We start from the raw sequence: 21,698 nt of genomic DNA, 5'->3' as shown, positions 1-21,698 counted from the left end.
CTTGTTTTGGTAGTGCAAAAACCTAACCTGAGATTATACTCTGAATTTCCCGGGTTCCGCTGCGCCTCACTCAGGCTAAACTTAGTTAAGGAAATTATAATGGTCCAAGAATATGCTTTCTCTGCCTTTAAACCCCAAAGAGCTCTGCTTAGTGTTTCTGATAAACGGGGTATAGTGGAATTGGGCAAAGTACTTCATCAAATGGGCGTGGAACTTATCGCAACGGGAAATACTGCGGCATTACTCAAAGAACATAAATTACCAGTCATCGATGTTAGTGAGTGTACAGGCTTTCCTGAAATGCTCGATGGTCGAGTAAAAACCTTACACCCAGCTATTCATGCAGGTATACTCGCACGTGGGAAGAAAGATGAAAAAACGCTCAAAGAGCACTCCATAAAACCCATCGATTTGCTTGTTATTAATTTATATCCATTTGAACAAACCATCAGTCGACCTGACTGTAATTTCAATGAGGCTATAGAAAATATCGATATTGGCGGACCCGCCATGATTCGCTCAGCAGCAAAAAACCATGCAAACACTTTCGTAGTGGTAAAACCAGAAGATTACGCCGAACTCATTCACTACTTAAAAAGCCGAAAAGTTCCTTCCAATTGGGGATTCACACTGGCAAAAAAAGCATTTGCTCATACTGCCGCTTATGATGCAGCAATTACTAATTATCTGACCACCTTAGATGCCCAGCATACTCCCTGTGGTTTTCCAGAAGTACTAACATGCCAATTTAATAAAATAACCGACCTACGCTATGGAGAAAATCCACACCAACAAGCCGCTTTTTATGTTGATAAAAAAGTTTCATCCGGCTCTTTAGGCTCTGCCCAATTGATTCAAGGCAAGCAATTATCCTATAACAACATTCTAGATGCTGATGCTGCGTTGGATTGCGCTAAATCATTTTCTTGCGAAAAACCCGTTTGTGTAATTATCAAGCATGCAAACCCTTGTGGGATTGCAGTAAGTGACTCTCCTCTTAACGCTTATCTGAAGGCTTTTCAATGTGATCCAACATCGGCCTACGGTGGCATCATCGCCTTTAACCAAAAATTGGATGGCACTACTGCAAAAACCATTCTCGACAACCAATTTGTAGAAGTTATTCTAGCTCCTGAGATCAGTGATGAGGCAAAAATAATTCTTGCAGGTAAAGAAAATATTCGTGTTTTATCAACTGGAGCCTGGAAACACGATGATGCATTTCGTTTGAACATGAAAAAAGTAGATGGGGGCTTGCTGGTACAAGAACATGACTCTATTTCACTCGGAAGTTATGAATTTAAGGTCAAGACCCAGAACAAACCCTCTGAACAGCAAATGAATGATTTAATGTTTGCCTGGCTTGCAGTAAAACATGTGAAATCTAATGCGATTGTTTATGCTAAAGATGCAGCAACAATTGGTATCGGTGGAGGTCAAACCAGCCGAGTTATGAGTGCTCGTATTGGCCTTTGGCAGGCAGCACAAATGGGATTTGCCCCCCGTGGTTCAGTCATGGCTTCTGACGCATTTATTCCTTTTCCGGATACAATAGAGATTGCTGCAGAAGCTGGGATTTCTGCTATTATTCAGCCAGGCGGTTCAATCAGAGATGCACAAATTATCGCTTGCGCTGAAGAACATGGAATAATTATGGTATTCACCGGAATCCGCCACTTCAAACATTGATCTGTAGAAACAAAATACATGTGTAGACTGGGTGAAGCCGAGCAAAACCCGGGCGTTTAATGGATCAGGTTCTCCGAGTTCTGCGTCGCGTCACTCAGGTGACATAGTATTGCCATTAAGGCTTATCACTGGCCTCCCGCCAACTAGTCGCTGAACGTAGCCAAGAACAGATTCTTAACTTAAAGGCAGTGAAATTACAGAAGTACTTTATGGAGAAAATAGACAGTGAATACTCTTGTAATTACAGGGATTAGTCGGGGGATAGGCCTTGAAACAGCCAAATTATTTTTAATGAATGGCTGGCTCGTTATTGGAACTTCAACACATGGTGATACTCCTGTAAAACACAAGAATTTAAACATTCATCCGCTTAATTTGATGGATGCAGAACAAATTAATCATTTCGCTGAACTATTACCAAAATTTGATGTATTAATTAATAATGCAGCCATTCTACTTGAAGATTGGGATGAAGAAAAAATTAACATGCGTCAGTTAAGAGAAACATTCTCGGTTAATGTCTTTGGAACTATTGAGTTAACCGAACAATGCATTCCAAAGTTAAATCCCAACGCCCAAATAATCAATATCTCTTCGGGATGGGGCGCTTTTAGTTCAAATGACTCAGCATCAGTACCTCATTACAAAATGTCAAAATCCTGCATCAACATGTATACTCTACTCCTGGCCAAAAGACTTCCTGGAGTTACTGTCTCGAGTTTTGACCCAGGTTGGGTAAGGACGGATATGGGAAAAAATAACGCCCCCAAACTGCCTTCGGATACGGCATGCGAACTCTTTGAATTGGTTAACAAGAAAAAAGAAAGCGGTTATTTTTGGCATGAAGGAAGAACGAGAGATTGGTAAATAATAAATTTTCCAGACATACAACTCTTGATCCATAACGATAAACAAACCAAAATAATATACAAAATTATTTGTCCACAGGAGTTAGGATGACCCACGACAAAGAACTTGGTGAGTTATTGCAGGCTATAGCAGCAAAAAGTCTGCAAATTATTTCTGATATAAAAGAAACTCCTTTACAAATTCCCTTAATAATCAATCAGTATATTGAGTTAACGGAACATTTCCAAAATGTAATGAGTATCCTTCTGCAGAATCCTGAAAAAATCTGGGAAATGCAACTCGCATACTGGAAAGACGCATTTAATTTAGCACAAACCCAATTACAATATTGGTTAAATGGAACCCCCATGCCCATAAATGATCCACGCTTTCATGAAGAAGACTGGATAAACAATCCTTTTTTTAATATGTTAACTCAGCATTACCTTTTAGCCAGTCAACATATGAATACCTTATTTGAGCGGATAGAATACCCTGATATAAATACAGCAAAGCGTCTCCAATTTTTTACCAAGCAATATCTAGATGCGTTATCCCCGGCTAACTTTCTTCATACGAATCCTCAAATCATGGATGAAACATTGAAAAGTCATGGCAAAAACTTATTGCATGGGCTTCATAATTTACTTTCTGATCTAGAAGTTGGTTCACCGCGCCTCATGATTAAAATGACCGATACAGAGGCATTTCAGCTCGGTAAAAACATTGCCATTACTCCGGGAAAAGTAGTCTTTCGTAACAACCTGATGGAGCTGATTCAATACACGCCACAAACCACTAAAGTAAAGTCTATCCCTCTTCTTATTATCCCCCCCTGGATAAACAAATATTATATTCTGGATTTAAGCCCACATAATTCCCTTGTTGGGTGGTTAGTCAAACAAGGAATCACTGTATTTATCATTTCTTGGGTTAATCCAGACTCCAATTTCTCTCATAAAAGTCTATACGATTATTTAAGTGAAGGACCATTAACCGCGATTAGTATGATTCAAAAGCAGCTCCGTATAAAGCAGGTTAATACTATGGGCTTTTGTATCGGTGGAACACTTCTATCGATGTTACTTGCTTATAATAAAGCACAACAAGATAACTCCATTCGTAGTGCAACCTTTTTGGCGTCTATGATTGATTTTAGTGATCCAGGCGATATTGCCGTTTTTATTGATGAACAGCAAATAGCAAAACTGGAAGATGAAATGAAATCTAAAGGTTATCTTGCTGGAAAATTCATGGCCTCAAGTTTTAACTCACTCCGGGCCAATGACTTAATTTGGTCTTTCTTTATTAAAAATTATCTGCGTGGTAAAAACCCGGTTCCTTTTGACATATTGTATTGGAACTCAGATTCCACCAACATGCCTGCAACTATGCATTCCCAATATTTAAGATGGATGTATTTGCATAATGATCTGGTAAAACCAGGTAAAATTCATCTTAATCATACCCCAATTGACGTCAGTACCATTGATATACCAACCTTTTTCCTTTCTACCGAAAAAGATCATATAGCTCCATGGAAAACTACTTACGTGGGCTTTCAACTTATGAATGGCCCTAAACGTTTTGTACTTGGTGGATCCGGACACATAGCAGGAATTATCAATTCACCTGAAATGAAAAAATACGGCTATAAGGTCAATAATCATTCCCCAGCCCATGCAGAAAAATGGCTGGAGCAAGCAACAGAACACTCAGGCTCTTGGTGGCCAGAATGGTTAAAATGGTTAAAAACTCATTCAGGAAAACTCATACCTGCTCCTGATTTTAACCAATTGCCATTAAAATCGGTAATGGACGCACCAGGTAGTTATGTTCTAAAAAAAGAGAAGTCAGAGTGAAGCGAAGTAAAATCAAGGCTACTCTTCCGAATTTTAACCCAACATTATATTTCATATTCAGTAGCCTATGTGCTTGCACATGGGGTTAATGTAGGCTAGGCGATGCCTAGACTAATTTAGCGAATAAGAACTAAAATTAACATCCACCAGTGTTCACTGCCACAGTTGGAGGAGTTGTAGCACTGGTTGCTTGAGTATATACCACCGTGCAATTCGTTTTGAGTGTGTAAGTTGTTGAAGTACCTGAGGTAGATACAGCAAAGGCACTCGACACATTCATTGCATTCACAATACCCGCAGCGGATGGGTAACCAAAAACCAATCCAACAGTAGCACCCTCCATGGTTATTGAGCCAGTAGCTCCAGTTTGACCCGTAGCTAAGGCGGCGCCATGAGCAGTGACATTAGCTGAGTTTAACGCTCCAGCTAAACCATTTAGATCTGCAATATTTGCTTGTGAGCTGAAATCATAAAATTTGGGAATTGCATAAGCAGCTAAAATTCCTAATATGACCATCACCACAACTAACTCAATTAAAGTGAAGCCTTTTTGCTTATTCATTTCAAGTATCCTTAATAATTTGTTAGTCCATTTTTAACTCTTTCTGCAGTAATTTGTTACAAGTTACCAGCCCCAAAATGTTCTCATTATGGCACCACTGAAACAAATCTATCTTAAAAGTAACAACTCCTATTCTTACAGTATAGCTCAACAATCAGCTGAATATTGAGAAGAGCGCTCTACACCGAAGCTCCCTCAATATAAACCTGAGTCAAATCTAAAAAACGTATAAATAGGTTCATAGGAATAGCAATTAAAATGAGTTACATTACACTATGGAGCCGCGATAGAGAGTAGAATTTTTTCACATCTATCATTGTTGTTTCACCAAAGAAGCTAAGTTCCATGTTGGCAAAAATACTCCCAATGCAAGAACCAATACCATGCCACCAATGATTACCAATAAAATAGGCTCAATAGTGTCACTTATACGTACAATATCATAATTGATCTCACGTTGGTAATACTCTGCCACCTCATCAAGTAGGTGATCGATGGTACCACTCTCCTCTCCAAGTACGATCATCTGAATAATTAGAGGAGGGAAAAGATTGGTTTTATCTATAGCAGCCGAAATTGTATTTCCTTTAGCTATTAAATCAGTAACTCCTTGTATTCGTGAAGACATATAAGCATTATTAGTTGATGCACCTACCATTTGAATACCATCTACAGCCGTGATGCCCGCACGTAATACCAGAGAAAGAAGTCGGGCGAATCGCGTAAGTAATATTCGATGGATAAGCCATCCGATAACCGGAATTTTAAGCTGGAATTTTCCCCACTGAACTGCCCCTTTAGGCGAATGGATATAAGATCTAATAGCCCATATAGCTAACACAACGATGCCAATTAAAAGATACCAATAATGGATAATAAAATTGGAAGTGGCTAAGAGAATGCGTGTCGGCAATGGTAAAATACCATGCATATTTGCATAGAGTTTAGCGAAGGCAGGGATAACAAAAACATTAATGATGAGCAATGCTATAATAATTGCTCCAATCACCATTAGGGGATATCGCAAAGCAGATTTTACTTTTTTTGTAATATCCACTTCCATCTCAAGATATTCAGCAAGATGGAGAAAAATCTTATCAAGATTACCCGTATTTTCGCCAATAATAATCAAATTAAGAAAGAAATCAGAGAAAATGTTTGGGAATTGCCTCATGGCCATATTCAGTGAACTGCCTTTATTTAAGGAGATAACTACTTTTTGCAACGCCTCGGCTAAGGTTTTATTGCGCGTAGTCTCGGCAAGCCGAGTTATCCCAGATGCAATAGGAATCCCAGCATGGATTAGTGAATACATCTGGTGACAAAATATATGCAAATCATTTAAAGTGACTTTAGGGGCAAACCAATTTTTTTTGGTACTTGAAGCAGTAGACGTAGTTGATTTTTTACCAGTACTTACAGAAATATCTAGCGGTATAAGGCCCTCACTGATCAGTTGATTGGCGAGATCTTCGGCACTTATCGCATTTCGTTGCCCACTCAGTGCTTTACCCTGTTGATCACGGGCATTGAAGTAATATTCTGGCATACCTTGTAGTCCTTTATCAAAATAATACTATACTCGCAATGCGAAACATTGTAGCTTGATAGAAGATCAAGCCTTAATCTAAACTCCTATACAATATCGAATCTGCTGTAATGAGTGTTCAGACTACACGTTTATAAACATTGTAAACTACATTCGTACAATTTATCGCCTCATAAATTCTTCATCTAATTGTCCGACTACACGTATGGCTTCAGAAACTGAAGTGCTACCTCGCTTCACTAAATCAAGTACTGATTCAGACAAGGGGCGATAAGTTTCACAAGCCAATGCTGCTTTGACAAAGCTGTTTGAGTCATTATGTCTTAAAGCCATTAACATGTCTTTATTTAACTCCAAAAGTTCGTAGACACCTGTTCGCCCCAAATATCCACGATAATTACAAGCAGAACATCCTTTAGCTTTTTTAAATGGGAGCGTTAAATCAATCTTCATTGATTCAAGCCAAACGGATTCATGTGGCTCAAGTTGCTCAATATTAGAGCAATTATCGCACAAATTACGAACCAACCGTTGGCCTATAATTCCTTTAACAGCTGTTGCAACCATATAACCTTCTGCGCCCATGTCAATTAAACGCATGGCTGAAGTCATAGCATCATTAGTATGTAATGTGGCTAATACTAAATGTCCTGTAATTGCAGCACGCATGGCTATTTGTGCTGTTTCCGCATCACGAATTTCTCCAACCATTATGACATCAGGGTCTTGACGCAGCATAGCACGAAGAACTCGAGCAAAAGTAAGATCTATTTTGGGGTTCACTTGGACTTGATTAACTCGCTCAATCCTATACTCAATAGGATCTTCAACAGTTAAAATTTTACGTTCTGGAGAATTAATGCGCTGCAGTACACTATATAATGTAGTTGTTTTACCGCTTCCTGTGGGGCCAGTAACAAGAAGCATCCCATAGGGTTTGGAATAAATATTCTCCAGACGCATAACCATTTTAGGGTCGATACCTAACTGACTTAGGTCCGTAATCTGAGTTGATTGATCTAATAAACGCATGACAACAGATTCACCATTCGCTGTAGGAAGTGTTGAGACGCGGACATCAAATGATTTTCCTTTAGTTTTAAAATTAAAACGTCCGTCTTGTGGGATACGTTTTTCAGCAATATCTAAATGAGCACGAAGTTTTAAACGTTGGACCAAAGCACCTAGGATACGCTTTTCATCTAAAATATTTTCATTTAATATTCCATCTACTCTAAAGCGAATTCGTAGTGATTTTTCACCGGGTTCAATATGAATGTCAGAAGCACGTGCTTGGACAGCGTCGCGAAATAAAGAGTTTAAAAGTTTAACGACAGGAGCTTGCTCCTCGCTTTCTTGTGCTTCATCAAATAAATCATCTTGTTGCTCTTTAAATTCTTCTAAAATTTCATGTGAAAGCTCTTGAGCAAAGTTAGTGATCTCTTGTGTATGTCGATAAACCCTATCAAACACTTTCAGGAGCGCCAATTCGCTAACTACGGCCATTTTAATTGGACGTTTTAAGATTTTTGAGATTGCATCAAAGGCATTAATATCTTGAGGGTCAGACATTCCTACTATTAAAACACCATCCTCTTCTTTTATGATAAGAGCTCGATAGCGACGAGCATAAATTTCAGGTAGAAGATGAGTTAGACTTTTATCTATTTCATAATGATTTAAATCGATATAGGATATCTTTAGCTGATTGGCAATAAAGTTTAAAACCTCTTCCTCAGAAATTACCCCCATATCAACTAATATATGCCCTAATTTACCTCCTGACTTTCTTTGTAACTCAATGGCTTTATCCAAGCTTTCTTGAGAAATTAACTTCTCCTTAAACAATAATTCGCCAAGTCGAATCCGTTTCATAATTATCCCTGCAAGACTTTCAATCGATTTTCGGCATAATCGCGAACTGTTGGCTCACTTTCTGGATTTTGACTCGCGCGAAGATATGCTTCAATGGCTTGATTCACTTTATTATTATGTTCTAACGCAATCGCATAACCTAACCAATAGCGGCCATCATTTGGATCAATTTGTATCAAAGATCGATAAATACTACCTGATTCAAGAATCCGACCTTCAGATTGCAGCGCTGCCGCCAAAGTGCCATAAAAATCAGGATAAGACATCATAGAGGGTCGGTATTTTGATAAAAGGTTAATGGCCTCCATGGCTTTTCCTTGATCAAGAAATAATCTTGCTTTAATAGTAATAAGGGCTGTATCAGTAGGAGTGTATCGAAGCCCTTCATTCACGATTTCAGCTGCTTGAGCAAAATCCCCATAGGTCAAATAAAGTGAGGCTAAATTTTCTCGAACATCAGATGCATTAGGTACCCTAATCAGGATTTCTCTTAACAGGGTTATCGCCTCTTGATCAAATCCTTTGTCTATAGCTTCAAGCGCTTTATTTAACTGGGCATCATGCCATTCCTCAATGGTTTGAGGCGTATATACTTTATTTATTACAGCTGCAGATGGCTCACCTTGATTATCTACCCAATTGCTCAATGCATCTGTTGCGGTAGGTAATTGAATAACAACTCGCTGTGACGCAACAGACGCCAATGGCTCAATATAACTTACAAGATTGACTGGTTCCAAAACTGTGGTAACAGCAGCTTGGGCTATAGGTTCCAACTTTATTGTTGCATCAAAGCTATTAATTTCCGCCTCAGAAACACTTTGTGTTGCTTGAAAGTTCATTTTTGCTGAATGCTTATGAAGCAAAAAAAGGAACAAAGTAAATGCGACCAATGCAAGACCTAATAAAACTTTCTTACCTCCTCCTTTATTTCGAAAAGGTACAGGCATATATAAATGTGTGGCTTGCTTTGTGTGCTTTTGCTTCGCAAGATCATGTAACATTTCATTAAGCAAACTCATAGATATAGTCCATAGGTCCAATACATCATTAGAATAACGCTAAGCCCTAGTACTCCGATTCCTGAGTAGATTAGTAATGAATAAATCCATTCTAAGCGCGTAGAACTTAATGTATCAATTATGGCTCGCCTTACCGCGTGACCATCCACTTGATTTTTACCTTGTCCATAAGCGACTAAAAGTGACTTATGGCACAAAATATTTAACAATCTTGGTAAGCCTTGGCTTGCACGATATAAGCGCTTTTGCGCTTTTTGAGTAAAAATAGAACCATAAGTATACCCAGCTCGTGCCATCCTATGATTCAAATATTTATCCAGTTCATGACGCGCCAAAGGTTGCAGATGATAAGAAAAAGTAATGCGTTGTTTTAATTGACGCAAACCCGATCGCTCAAGTTTAGTATTTAATTCTGGTTGGCCAAAAAGAACCACTTGTAGTAATTTATGTTCTTCAGTTTCTAAATTAGTCAAAAGTCGAACCGCTTCTAAACATTCGTCAGATAAAAACTGAGCCTCATCAATAATCAGTACTGTTTTTTTGTCGGCTCGGTGCAACTCTAATAAACATCGATTAATTGCCTCCAGCAATTGATATTGTGTCCAACTTTCATCAGGTTGCATGCCTAACTCACGGGCTAGAGAAAGTCGTAATCCTTCCGCGGTTTGATCCGGGTTAGGAATATAGGCAGTGACGTATTCATCAGTTAAGTAGTTAAGCAATAGCCGGCACAACAAAGTTTTTCCAGTCCCTACCTCGCCGATAATTTTAATAAAGCCCTCACCTTGAGCCAAACTAAGCAGAAGTACATTCAAAGCTTCTTTATGGGTTGGGAGTTCACAAAAAAATTCTGTATTAGGCGTGAGCGTAAATGGCGCTTTATGCAATTTAAAATGTTCTAAATACATTGCTTCTCCCTTTTAGCGCGTACCTAAATTCTCAGTAGATTTGGGTCCTAACATAATAGGGACCTCACCCTGAGTACCATAAACATCAGGTCTACCACCAATATGAAAACCACGTTTAAGACTCGAAACACGACGCGCCGATACCGTAATGTCTTTATTAGTGCTTCTCCCATTCACAATAGTTGGTCTTAATAAAATGACAAGTTCAGTTTTTTGAGAGTCTTGTTTTGTCGCGCGCACTAAAGTTCCTAGAAACGGAATATTGCCAAACCAAGGCAACTGGCCTATTCCCTCTGTAGTTGTATCTTGCATCAAACCACCAATGACTACAACTTGGCCATTCTTAGCGTGCACCATTGTATCTGATTCACGAATGGTGCTATTCGCTAAAGGTAAATCCAATATCCCACCTTGAGTTCCTAAATCAATAACCTTCCGTTGATCCTTTACCAAGCTAACGGTAGGATGTATATGTAATGTAACTTGACCATTGGCATCAATTTGCGGCGTAACATCCAAAGTAATACCCGAGAAAAAAGGAGTCAAATTAACATTTAACATAGGTTGAGTAACCAGGCTTGAAGTGACAATATTTTGATTTTGGGATACGTTGGTTACAAAAAATTCATCAAACCCTACTTTTATCGCTGCGCTTTGATTATTCATAGCTGTAACGCGTGGGCTTGAAAGTACCTGAACATTCCCCTGGGTTTCTAATGCCTGAATCACCGAGGTAAAATCTTGCGGATTCCAGTGAATGTCGACATCAAACGCTTTAGGAAAACTTGATTGAGAAATATCAACCTCTGGGAAATTACTTAAAGCATTGAGCCTGGATCCAAAAATTTTCCAATCAATCCCCATTTGGAATTGATTGGTCAAATTGACCTCCAGGATTTTAGCTTCGAGAATCACCTGCCGGTCCATACTGTTTTGCACCATGTCGAGATAACGCTCAACGTGTTTGAGCTCTCGAGGTGCGGCATGAACCACAACCAAACCAGCCATTTTATTGACCGTTACAGAACGCCCCTCCTCTTTACCAACCATCTTTTTGACAGTATTTTCAAGTGATTTCCAGAAATCTATATTACTCTTGGTTTCCACATCACCAACGACAGCACTGTAGTTTTGATTCCCATTACTAAGTACCCCAGAAATATTGCCACCAGAAACCGACGTTCCTGTACTTGAGCCACCAGGAGAGCCAGCATTGGTAACTTCACCTGAACTTACAGTCATACTTGAACGACTTTTTCGTTCTAACTCAAGATAGTTGACTTTGAAAATTTGAGTTCTTAGCGTGTTAGGTAGGATTTCATATCCACCAGGAATCGCATTAAAGGAATAACCATAAGCATCCTCTAGTGCCTGGAGGACCTGTTCTACAGTAACCCTTTTCATACTGAGGGTAACATTTCCTTTAATCTCAGGACTTACTACCATGTTGGTTGAAGTGTCAGCAACCAACCCCATATAAAAAGCTTGTGCGGGCACATTTTTAACCGCTATATCAAAACGTTGGGGACCACCTCGTGATCTTGCGTCACGGATTTTCAGACTTGGAAGCAATGCTCTGACCGGGCTTCCGCGCCCCTTGGTATGATCTGATTTCATAACTATTTTATTATTGGCAACGGCTTGTTGCATCACCTTGTTCATCTCATCAATAGCGGTTCCCTTTATTGGTGCATGAGTGTTGCAGGCGGCAAGAAATAAAGAAATAAATACTATGATCCCTCTTCTCATCAATGAGTCTTCCACAAGCGTTTGCCAAATAAATATAGAATCTTTCTATGTCCAGCGTAGAACAATACCACATGATTTTTATCAATAGCAAGAACGCGTGCTCCCTGAATACTACTGCCTGTTCCTACGATTTGACCATTAATCATAGCCAACCTTCTCATTGGCCCAATCAAAATACTTTGTAAATTAAAATCATCCTCGTCTGCTGATGATTCATGAACTAAGGGACTTATAATGGGCTTTGTCGGATCGTGTAATGCAGCATGACTCATATTAATTAAGTTAAACCAAAAAAAGCAAAAGATTATCGATTGTTTTTTTAGGCTCATTGATTATGTCCTTTTTTTATTATCAGTTGAGCGCTTTTTGGCTTTAAAGTGTAAAAATCGATCGTTACCAGCCCTTGTGGATATTTCGTTACCGTATAATCAAACTTGTCCCAATAAAGCTGCCAGGGTAATTGTTCCAGACGTTGCAAATACCTCATCACTGGGAAATAAGTACCCCGCATAATGAGACGGTAATGATTTGCTTGTATGGTTAATGGAAGTGCTGGCGTTTGAACTGGAGATGTTTTAGGTGCTGCAGTATTAGTCGTTTGCTGATTTATTGAAGGTGGGGAAGGTAGCGGAGTAACCGTACCAAAATTCTCAATGGTTACCCCCATTGTTTGTTTTAACATATCATGCAGTAGCTTTGCCAAATCACGTTCCGCTATATAGCGCTTATTATAGCGAATGATTTCTTTATCGAGTGTAGTAATCTCGGTAGTTAGCTCTTTAAACTGGTTAATAACTTTTACTGTTTCCGGGTTACTAATCAGAATTTCAACGATCTTCTTTTTTTGTGTCAATATAGTAATTTGCTTATCTATTTTTTGAATTTGTTGTTCTTTTTGATATTTTGATTTTAATATTGGCTTAACAACAGCAAAAAACCATAAGAAAAGAAGAATAACTATGGTAATGAACAGTAGCAGTATTCTGTCTCGCTCACTCAAGCGATCAATTTTTTGTTTTACTAAATATAGTTGCTTGGCATAAAAGAACTTTAGATCCATTCACTTTACTCCCTGGGCTTTTTGATCTTGAGCAGCTTGTTCAGTAATTGCCTCTTCCTGTGGCCCAAGAGCATTGGTAGCAATAGAGAATTTCAAATAAGGATGATTTTTAATTGTTTTTACAAAAAACAAATTAAAGATAACATTTTTGAACGAGTTGGTAGTTAATAGTTGGCTCATAAGTTCCGATACTGAATCTGGACGGATGGCGTATCCATTTAAGGTAATACTGTTGGAATCATGATTAATTTGAATTTGATTTAGCCATAGAGTATTTGAGGTTGTTTGAGCCAAATCAAACATGTATTCAGAAAATCCGCGTCGAACAACCAGGTGCTCCAGTGAATTAAGTTCTACTTTCTTGGCTTGCAGTTTTTTCTCAAGATTTTTAACGCGAATTACAAAAGGAATATCGCTAACTAGCAACGGATAATCCTTTGTCAGTCTCTTGTAATCTTCTTGTGCATACAATAAGTTCTTTTGAGCCATCCTAAGTGATTTATAAGCTTGAAAATTAACTAACTCAAGAACCACGGAGATAATAACTAAAAAGACCAAAGTAATGAGTACTATCAAACCCATTAATGATGCAGGTAATCGACTAGTGCTTTTGGGAAGCCCCTTAAGAAAATTTATTGATTGACTCATGACTCACTTTCCCGATCCAAGAGCATTAGGGCTCCGCCAATAGCATAAAAAACCCTTTCTAGAATTTCAGGAACGAGCGGCTCAGACGTAAAAAGCGAATTAATATCTAATAATCTTACTTCCTTGTTAAGTTCTGCTTGTAAATAGGTAAACAGATCTGTTGCTTTATAAAAACTGGGAGTGAAAAAAATTTGTTTTGGTTCAGGAAATTTGAGTTCCATTAAACAATAGTCAATACTACGCTGAATTTCTAACAACATATTCTGATTTTCAGAGTTATGGGGTTGTATAATGGTTTTACTCATAGGTAGGGTACGAAACAGATACAAGTCTCCCATGTAATATACATGATGTTGACAATTCTCATCATCATAACTAATGACTATGAATGGAGCCTCGGTTGATATTGGCTCAAGTGATAAAAGTTTGCTTAAAGCCAACTCACTAATGCTGACTCCCGCAACATTTAATAGACAACTTTCCATCATGGAGACATGGCTGAGTAATGCAGACTGTAATGTCACCGCTACAAAAGCTTTTTTCCTTTTGCTGCCCGCACCATGTGGCGGCACCGTAAAAACATCTACAACGATATCATTTAAGGGATAATCGACTAAACCTTTCAGTTGCCAACGTAGTGCTTTAGCCAGTTCATTTTCGGGGACTTCGGGGGTATCTATCAATAGCAGCTGGTAAAGACTTGGGGAAAGAACCACTTGGCATGGGCGTCCAACCAAATGATGTTTATAAACATCGTCTTCCAAACACTTAGCAATATGAACAGGAGATGGTTCAGGGAAATAATGCTCCTCACAAAAGAGGATGTGCTGATTATCAGCCAAACCAACAAGCGAATATCCGAAATCACTAAGAAAGCAAGATAGAGGTTGAGGTGATTTAAATTTACCTAATCCAAACATGGATCATCCTGATCATTGTTCATGAATGGCAGTATAAACTGAGCTACGTTCAATTGTCGATTGAAAAAATTGATAAAGATTAATGCTGGAAAATATGCTTATGACATATTACTCAGGTAAACAGTATTAATCATGGGAACTCGTTCACTACCGTTGCTTAAGATCATATTTATCGTTACAGCACGAACAGCCGCTAATGTTGTAGTTGCAGTAAAATTAGATTGATAATAAGTAAGTGAGAAACTGGTTACTTGATTGCTGAGTATCTGAGCGGAAGCACCTGTTCGTGTTAAAATTGGGCTGGACCAACTATAAGATATAGTGGAACCACCTGTAGTGGTAAATGTCACGTCGGTTGGATTAATTGCTGAAAAACGATTTGCCTGTTGTAACTCTTTGGTCATACGCGCCATAGCAATGGTTGCCTGATTGGTTAACGCGGTAACTTTTACTCCTGTAAAATAGTTAGTAAAACCCGCACTTAACATAAGAGATACTGCAGATAAAACCACACCTGTAGTAATCATCACAATAAGCATTTCAATAAGTGTAAATCCTTTAATTGTTCGCATAATTATACACACTTGCATTAATCGAAGCATTTCCGGCTCCAGTTACATTGAGAGTAATTGTTTTTGGATTGGATCCTGCAATAACAGGGACGCTCACGACAAAATCGTTTTCTAAAGCATAATTCGATAATACCGTACATATTTCAAGACTTGGCGTACTAGTACACGGATCATCCAGGGCAGTATAGCCATTTATATCACGATTCATTAAGATGATTTGCATACGTGCATTTGCTAAAAAACTTGCTTGAGGGGTTGTTCTAGGTATACCGCTGTAACGTTGTGCTTGATTGATCCCAATCAATAATCCGCTTACGATAATTCCCATAGTTACTATAAAAATAATCAGCTCAATGATAGAGAAACCGCTCTGTTTCTGCTTTGGCATGTCTTTTCCTCATTGATTATGCAATACAGTTGGAATTACTCCCGATACAGTTCCCGAGCCAGTTCCACTTACTGAATTAAGAGTATAACTCGTAGGAAGTGAAATAGCAGTCCAAACACCACCCATATAGCGGTAAGCTACACTACCCGAACCTACCGCTAAACAATCGTTTGAGGCATTACAATGCACACCACGTAAATTAAGTGTTCCAGGTGATGCTTGAGCCACACAAGATGCATTGGAGGTAATGGGAAGACTGCAATTAAAAATGACTCCATTATTTCCTACAACGATGCAGTTACCAGTGCTTGGGCAATGCACTTCATTTAGAGATTGGCCACTAATAAAAACACTATTCCATCCAGTACCATTAAAATAATGAACCGCGCCAACGCTGCGCACAAGTATACAACTATTGGCTTGAACACAATCGATACCGTTTAAAGTACCTCCTATATTAGTCCGATTATCGAATGGGCTAGTAGAGTTTATCGGAAATCTATAAAGATCATTAGGAAGTGTGGCCATACAAATGTCATTAACACAACTCACACTGGAAACTGGCACACTCCCCATGCCTTTCATGTTATAAGGTAGGCCAGTCCCTGTATAATACATAAGTGGCCACTGTGGACTTTTGCCTTGTCCTACTACCCAACACAGGGCTGGATTGTTTGGTATATCACATGAAACTGCCATAAAATTTGAATCGCTAACTGTTCCTAATAAAGTCCATGATCCGCCATTAAATTGATAGATGTAGCCCACATTAGCAGCAGTAGAACCTACAGCCAAGCCATAACTAGTGCTGATTTCTACACCCCGAAGAGTAACCCCACCTGCTGTCAGCACCGTTAACCACGACGTACCATCATATTTAAGAATAATACCGTTTGTACCTTGTGTTCCCACTGCATAGTAAGCTCCTCCTTGAGACAATAATACTGCTTGATTAAGCGTTACCTTGCCATTAGGCGCATCTAAAGAGGGGGCGCCACCTTGACTGCTAATTATGTATTGTGATTGACTGGCTATGGCGCCGGAAAGATGAGCTGCCGCGATTGTTCCATTTTGTCCTCGTCGCAAATTGAGCAAGTTATTTCCGCTTACTCCATCATAATAAATTATTTCTGAATCAATGGTTATGGCTCCAAAGGCTCCGAAGTTAGCAACCGAAGCAACTGGAATAAAAGAAGAGGTCTCCGTCAGAGGACTAGTAATGGTTGTTGTGGCTTGATTTTGACTGCAACTGTATTGGTATTCCCCTTGATCCGTAATGGTGATAATGGGACTCCACACATTATTGCAAACTCCAAGAGATAATTGGTAATCGCCATGTTCAATACCCGTTTTAGCTAAATCATAGGCATTATTTGCGGATATAGTACTTATGGCTGAATTGGTACCGCTAACAATCATCGAGACAAACGCTGTTGCAAGCCCTGCTACAACGACAAGTAAAATAGCAATAACCATCATCAAAAATCCAGATTGCTTACCCATTCACGAACCCCGTTTCTGCAGAAACTGTAAGTGTGTTGGTACCGACTCCAGATGCTGTAATTGTAATTATTGCGCCTGAGTCAGGCGCCCCCATTGAATTAAACGTAATGCTCACAGAAGACAGTGTGATTCCTGCAGGCATATTCACAGAATATGCGCCATTTGGAGGATTTGGAGAAATGGTATAACTATTTGTTAAAAGAATAATACTATAATTTGTATTTAAACTGCTTGCCAACGTTTGGGTATACCGTATATCACGTCTTAATTGTTCTGTTATGGAGGACAAACTGTAAAGTGAAACTGATGGCGTTTTTATCCCATAATAGAGCGCAATAAGGGTAATAATCAAAATGATGACAATCAGTTCAATAAGGGTAAAGCCGGATGTTCGTCGCATCACAAATACCTGAAATTAAAATACTCCTAGCTTTTATAAAAATATAGTACCGCTGACTTTATTTAATTGCTATGTATCTGTTTAAAAAACAGAAATTATCAGCAATAAAAAATGGAAAACACCTTACCCATGGTCTAGCATAAAATCATACAGGATACAAATGTACAAGTGAGGCAGAGAAAAATGAAAAAAATAATAGTTGCCTTAATCATCGCCGGCTCGTCTATTCTATTAAGTAATTGTGATACAAAGTGTTGCGATGATGGCTTGGGACATTGTATTCAAACAGGAACGAGCACTTGTCCCAAGAGTGATTATAATGCCTGGTGGTATTAAGAACTTTTTTAAACACCCCATCTAGGCTTGAATTAATTCATTTTCAATGGTTAGATAGTCAATTTTTCCTGAAGGTAAAACAGGAATCTTGCTTCCTGATACAATTTCATGGGGAATCAGTAATTCTGAATAATTTAGATCCTTTATTCTCTTAACAAAACTCATTTTATCTGCATTCTCAGCCTCACTATATAATATTATTTGCTCTCCTTTTTTTTCACTTTTCTTGCTTACTGCGGCATGTAACAACTCAGGCCAAATTGAGGCCGCAACCCCTTCTACGGCAGTAAGAGAGACCATTTCCCCGGCAATTTTTGCAAAACGTTTTGCCCGACCTGCAATCGTAATAAACCCTTCTTCATTCATGGTAACGATATCACCCGTATCATGCCATCCATCTTCAGAAGTAATAAGCGCTCCCGGCTTTTCAGACGAAAGATAACCTTTCATGATATTAGGGCCACGCAATATTAACCGGCCACCTTCAGCGATGCCATCGACTGGTTGAATTCGACTTTCCATGGAAGGCAACAACATCCCCACACTACCAGGGATAGAAGCCAAAGGACAATTCATGGAAATCACTGGCGCAGCCTCTGTTGCGCCATATCCTTCATAGACTTTAACTCCAAAAGTATCTATCCAGTGTCGAATTGTTTCCGGCTTCACTTTTTCGGCACCAGCAAAAATGTAGCGTACACTGCTAAAATCATGGCGTTCTGCAACTCGAGCATAGCCCGTTAGAAAGGTATCAGTTCCAAGCATGATGGTAGCAGCGGTTTGATAAATCAATCCCGGGATTATTTTATAGTGCAAAGGAGATGGATAAAAAAAACAACTAATTCCCTGTATTAGCGGAAGAATTGAACCCGTTGTTAATCCAAAACAATGAAATATGGGTAACGCATTGAAAAATTTATCATGAGAAGAAAAATCCACTCGCGAAGTTAACTGGCAACAGTTTGCCAGTAAATTAGAATGAGTTAAAACAACCCCCTTTGGTAGTCCTTCTGAACCCGAAGTAAATAATATAACTCCAGGATCCTCAGAAGAAACAGGATCACCAATTAATTTATATGACCGCGAAGGAAACATCCCTTTGAATATCCCTGAAAGTTTATGACCCAATTTAATGGAAGACTTAAAATCTTCAAGGAAATAAATCTTTATTCCTGCGTTCTCTAATCCTTCGACTATACTTTCCAGTTTTGCTGAATCAATAAATTGTCTTGCGGTATAAATAGTTTTTACTTCTGCAACATTACATGTAGCTAATAAATTATGAAGTCCCAAGCTAAAATTCAGCATCGCTGGAATACGTCGATATGCATGTAAAGCAAAAAAGGTGACCATCCCCGCAATCGTTGTGGGCAGCATGATACCAACATGCTCTCCCACTTGAGTTTGATTTTTAATTTGTCGGCCTAAAATAAAACAACGAGCAAGAAATTGTTTGGAAGTTAATGGTGCACGATTTGCGTCTTCAATTTTTGCTTTATTCTTTGTTCCTAGTAGGGTTCCTTGGATAAGTGCTTCAAACATTGACATTGGTTGATAGCTATTCGCAAATGTAAGCTCACTAATTAATTGAAACAAACGTGTGCTCATAGCATTTCGGTCAAGAGATGCATTTTCCTCCCGTATATACGATTGTGTTGGTAATACATGCAAAATAATTTTGGGAAATAAGCGAGTAAGATGTTTATCTTTACTTATAGAAAAAATACTGTGTTGCGCTCCATCGATACGTATCGGGATAACTGAGGCCCCTGCTTTTTGTAGCACCATTCCCGGTGCATCAAAAACCTTCAAGCTCTCTTCCTGCAATCCAATTCCCTGTGGAAAAATAACACAACGCTTCCCTTCACGAATCGCTTTGACTAAAGCTCTCGCTGCAAAAGCATTGGTAGAGTCGATGACAATGACATCAGCAAAAAGCATCATCATCTTCATCCAGAGCTTACCAGCTGATCGGGGAGGGAACGCTACCGTTAATTGCTCAGGTAAAAAAGCTGCAAGCAAAAGCAAATCAATTTTTGAAGTTCTGTTTGCAATAATCACCGAGTTAGATTCGGGCTGATAAGTTCCTCGCAACTCTACTTTAAAGCAGTAGGTTAAGATTGCTCTAATCCACTTACGCGCACGCTGCTTTTGTCTTTCCTTCCACATAACTTGTTCCATGCTTTTGTTTCTCATATAAAAATCCGCTCTTGGTTATACCCAATCAATCATTATTTTTCAATGATTGCAACCGATAGCCAGGTGTAATAGACTTTCTTAATCGATTGATTGTTAAGGACAGAGACGATTACAAACACAGATTTATCCCATAAAAAAATAAATCCTAAGAACTACCGAATTACTCATCCTATTAAGACAATCTTTATAGTTTTAGCATTGGTATCTCTAATTACGACTGCCATCTTTTTTCATAACTACTCAAATGAAATCATTAACTGGATTGAGCATCTTGGCTGGATTGCACCTATTCTCTTTTTAATTATATATTGTCTTGCAACCATTATGTTCTTGCCAACTATGGTGATCACTTTAGCAGGAGGTGCGCTTTTCGGTCCATTGTTTGGCACTCTACTCAATTTGCTGGGTGCAACAAGTGGCGCTGCATTCTCTTTCTTAATCACCCGACATTTGATTTATAATTGGTTCTCCCAAAGAAAAGGAGAAAAGTTAGGCAAACTCATTTCTGCCGTAGAGAAAAAAGGATGGGTGATTGTTGCTTTTCTGCGCTTAGTTCCAATTATCCCGTTTAATATAGTCAATTATGGTTTAGGGATAACCACAATAAAATTTCGACCTTATCTGCTCACTACTTTTATTTTTCTTATTCCAGCTGAAATTATTTATACCTATTTAGGTTATGCTGGGATGGGGCTTTTAAAACAAGAGGTATTTTATAAAAACAGAGTAATTCTAATGTCAGTGCTAGTTCTATTGCTGTTATGTGTTATCAAGTTGTTGCATTTTAATTACTTCCGTTTTCAACATGCAGAGAAGAAGATAATTGATTAAGCAACGGATGATCTACTGCAAAAACAACATCATCCAAAGCGAGTACCGGGCGAATGCCCTGTAAGGAATTAGTTACAAAAAGGGCTTCCGCTTCCTGTAACATTTTTCTTGTCACAGAAACTTCCATACAATTTATGCCTTGTTGTTTCGAATATTGAAGAAGTCTTGAGCGAGTAATACCAGGAAGTACACCATCGGTTAAAGGAGGTGTGAGCAAACAATTTTCGTGGATCAAAAATAAGTTAGCGCATGTAGTTTCGGTCGCATGATGCTGCAAGTTAAAAAACAAAGCATCATCAGCAGCTGCCGCGATTGCTTGACGACGAGCAAGTATCGCCTCTAAATAATTGACTGATTTAACTTGATATATGGGATTGTTTCCATCTCTTAGCCATGAAGCACTAACCAATCGCTGTGGATGGGTTTCTACAGAATAATTAAAAGCTTGAAATGCAAGCTGGCTTACCTGTCCTCGTGCAGCTAAACCTCTAGGCGCGGAACCACCACTTAAAATCGCTTTAATACCACCATGATACAAATTATCTTGCTTAATTTTGTTGAGCAGATGTTCTAACCAATGTTCAAAGGAAAGATCGAAGGGGATATCCAATTTTCGCGCCGAGTCAGTTAATCGCTGCCAATGCAAATAAGCACAGCATGGCTTGGCCTCTTCTACTCTAAGCGTTTCAAACAAACCCTCGCCCAAAAAGATGCGATCATCTACTGGAAATAGAAAATTGCATTCCCCTTCTGTGACTACTCGTGTTCGTATCATA

Annotated in this window: 21 protein-coding genes; 5 read left to right on the top strand and 16 right to left on the bottom strand. The window is 38.8% G+C overall.

Annotated features, from left to right (window positions below; all coding sequences use genetic code 11):
- The first annotated feature begins 99 nt into the window (after positions 1-99).
- The 3 genes from purH (at position 100) to BW930_RS02335 (ending at position 4,400) form a co-directional block, all read left to right on the top strand.
- Positions 100-1,689 carry a bifunctional phosphoribosylaminoimidazolecarboxamide formyltransferase/IMP cyclohydrolase gene (purH, locus tag BW930_RS02345; RefSeq protein WP_058466591.1) on the top strand — a complete coding sequence of 530 codons (1,590 nt, stop codon included), beginning with the start codon at positions 100-102 and terminating at the stop codon, positions 1,687-1,689.
- A 225-nt stretch (positions 1,690-1,914) separates the two neighbouring features.
- Positions 1,915-2,556 carry an SDR family NAD(P)-dependent oxidoreductase gene (locus BW930_RS02340; protein WP_058466592.1) on the top strand — a complete coding sequence of 214 codons (642 nt, stop codon included), beginning with the start codon at positions 1,915-1,917 and terminating at the stop codon, positions 2,554-2,556.
- A gap of 89 nt (positions 2,557-2,645) precedes the next feature.
- Complete coding sequence (locus tag BW930_RS02335; protein WP_058466593.1) at positions 2,646-4,400, top strand: PHA/PHB synthase family protein; 1,755 nt, start codon at positions 2,646-2,648, stop codon at positions 4,398-4,400.
- A gap of 136 nt (positions 4,401-4,536) precedes the next feature.
- On the opposite strand, the gene BW930_RS02330 is transcribed toward BW930_RS02335, so the two are convergent.
- From BW930_RS02330 to BW930_RS02265, 14 genes are all read right to left on the bottom strand, one after another.
- The gene (locus tag BW930_RS02330; RefSeq protein WP_058466594.1) at positions 4,537-4,962 is read right to left on the bottom strand and encodes a type II secretion system protein; all 426 of its coding nucleotides are present in this window, start codon (positions 4,960-4,962) and stop codon (positions 4,537-4,539) included.
- A 313-nt stretch (positions 4,963-5,275) separates the two neighbouring features.
- A complete protein-coding gene (locus BW930_RS02325; RefSeq protein WP_058466595.1) occupies positions 5,276-6,511 on the bottom strand; it encodes a type II secretion system F family protein in 1,236 nt (411 codons plus the stop codon).
- A gap of 162 nt (positions 6,512-6,673) precedes the next feature.
- A complete protein-coding gene (locus BW930_RS02320; RefSeq protein ID WP_058466596.1) occupies positions 6,674-8,386 on the bottom strand; it encodes a GspE/PulE family protein in 1,713 nt (570 codons plus the stop codon).
- Positions 8,387-8,388: 2 nt separating this feature from the next.
- Positions 8,389-9,408: a tetratricopeptide repeat protein gene (locus tag BW930_RS02315; RefSeq protein ID WP_058466597.1), complete on the bottom strand. Its 1,020-nt coding sequence runs from the start codon at positions 9,406-9,408 to the stop codon at positions 8,389-8,391.
- Entirely contained in the window at positions 9,405-10,316 is a 912-nt protein-coding gene (locus tag BW930_RS02310; RefSeq protein ID WP_058466598.1) for an ExeA family protein, read from the bottom strand. The genes BW930_RS02315 and BW930_RS02310 overlap by 4 nt, the downstream gene beginning before the upstream one ends.
- A gap of 12 nt (positions 10,317-10,328) precedes the next feature.
- Positions 10,329-12,065, bottom strand: coding sequence for a pilus (MSHA type) biogenesis protein MshL (gene mshL, locus BW930_RS02305; protein WP_058466599.1), 1,737 nt, complete (start codon positions 12,063-12,065; stop codon positions 10,329-10,331).
- Positions 12,065-12,394 carry a hypothetical protein gene (locus tag BW930_RS02300; protein WP_058466600.1) on the bottom strand — a complete coding sequence of 110 codons (330 nt, stop codon included), beginning with the start codon at positions 12,392-12,394 and terminating at the stop codon, positions 12,065-12,067. Before BW930_RS02300 ends, mshL begins: the two co-directional genes overlap by 1 nt.
- Entirely contained in the window at positions 12,391-13,125 is a 735-nt protein-coding gene (locus tag BW930_RS02295) for a type II secretion system protein M (RefSeq protein ID WP_058466601.1), read from the bottom strand. The genes BW930_RS02300 and BW930_RS02295 overlap by 4 nt, the downstream gene beginning before the upstream one ends.
- Positions 13,126-13,773, bottom strand: coding sequence for a PilN domain-containing protein (locus tag BW930_RS02290; protein WP_058466602.1), 648 nt, complete (start codon positions 13,771-13,773; stop codon positions 13,126-13,128).
- On the bottom strand, positions 13,770-14,693 hold the full coding sequence (locus tag BW930_RS02285) for a hypothetical protein (protein WP_058466603.1): 924 nt from the start codon (positions 14,691-14,693) through the stop codon (positions 13,770-13,772). Before BW930_RS02285 ends, BW930_RS02290 begins: the two co-directional genes overlap by 4 nt.
- A gap of 98 nt (positions 14,694-14,791) precedes the next feature.
- Positions 14,792-15,295, bottom strand: coding sequence for a PulJ/GspJ family protein (locus BW930_RS02280; protein ID WP_058466604.1), 504 nt, complete (start codon positions 15,293-15,295; stop codon positions 14,792-14,794).
- Positions 15,252-15,653: a type IV pilus modification PilV family protein gene (locus BW930_RS16905; RefSeq protein ID WP_058466605.1), complete on the bottom strand. Its 402-nt coding sequence runs from the start codon at positions 15,651-15,653 to the stop codon at positions 15,252-15,254. The genes BW930_RS02280 and BW930_RS16905 overlap by 44 nt, the downstream gene beginning before the upstream one ends.
- A gap of 9 nt (positions 15,654-15,662) precedes the next feature.
- Positions 15,663-17,156 (bottom strand): hypothetical protein, encoded by a 1,494-nt coding sequence (locus BW930_RS02270; RefSeq protein WP_058466606.1) that lies wholly within the window; start codon positions 17,154-17,156, stop codon positions 15,663-15,665.
- Positions 17,149-17,556, bottom strand: a complete 408-nt coding sequence (locus BW930_RS02265; RefSeq protein WP_058466607.1) for a prepilin-type N-terminal cleavage/methylation domain-containing protein — start codon at positions 17,554-17,556, stop codon at positions 17,149-17,151. Before BW930_RS02265 ends, BW930_RS02270 begins: the two co-directional genes overlap by 8 nt.
- Before the next feature lie 183 nt (positions 17,557-17,739).
- On the opposite strand from BW930_RS02265, the gene BW930_RS17085 reads away from it, so the two are divergent.
- A complete protein-coding gene (locus tag BW930_RS17085) occupies positions 17,740-17,892 on the top strand; it encodes a hypothetical protein (RefSeq protein WP_154668516.1) in 153 nt (50 codons plus the stop codon).
- Positions 17,893-17,913: 21 nt separating this feature from the next.
- On the opposite strand, the gene BW930_RS02260 is transcribed toward BW930_RS17085, so the two are convergent.
- Positions 17,914-20,088: an AMP-binding protein gene (locus BW930_RS02260; protein WP_238587815.1), complete on the bottom strand. Its 2,175-nt coding sequence runs from the start codon at positions 20,086-20,088 to the stop codon at positions 17,914-17,916.
- Between the two features lie 162 nt (positions 20,089-20,250).
- Here BW930_RS02260 and BW930_RS02255 point away from each other — a divergent pair, with 162 nt between their 5' ends.
- Positions 20,251-20,922 carry a TVP38/TMEM64 family protein gene (locus BW930_RS02255; protein ID WP_409365672.1) on the top strand — a complete coding sequence of 224 codons (672 nt, stop codon included), beginning with the start codon at positions 20,251-20,253 and terminating at the stop codon, positions 20,920-20,922.
- On the opposite strand, the gene BW930_RS02250 is transcribed toward BW930_RS02255, so the two are convergent.
- Complete coding sequence (locus BW930_RS02250) at positions 20,876-21,697, bottom strand: aminotransferase class IV (RefSeq protein ID WP_058466609.1); 822 nt, start codon at positions 21,695-21,697, stop codon at positions 20,876-20,878. The two genes, BW930_RS02255 and BW930_RS02250, sit on opposite strands and share 47 nt — an antisense overlap.
- Between the last annotated feature and the right edge of the window lies 1 nt (position 21,698).

This window comes from Fluoribacter gormanii, assembly GCF_900156395.1.
Classification (GTDB): Bacteria; Pseudomonadota; Gammaproteobacteria; order Legionellales; family Legionellaceae; genus Legionella; species Legionella gormanii.
Note: the sequence above shows the minus strand (reverse complement) of the source record. Positions and strands in the feature narration are given on the sequence as shown.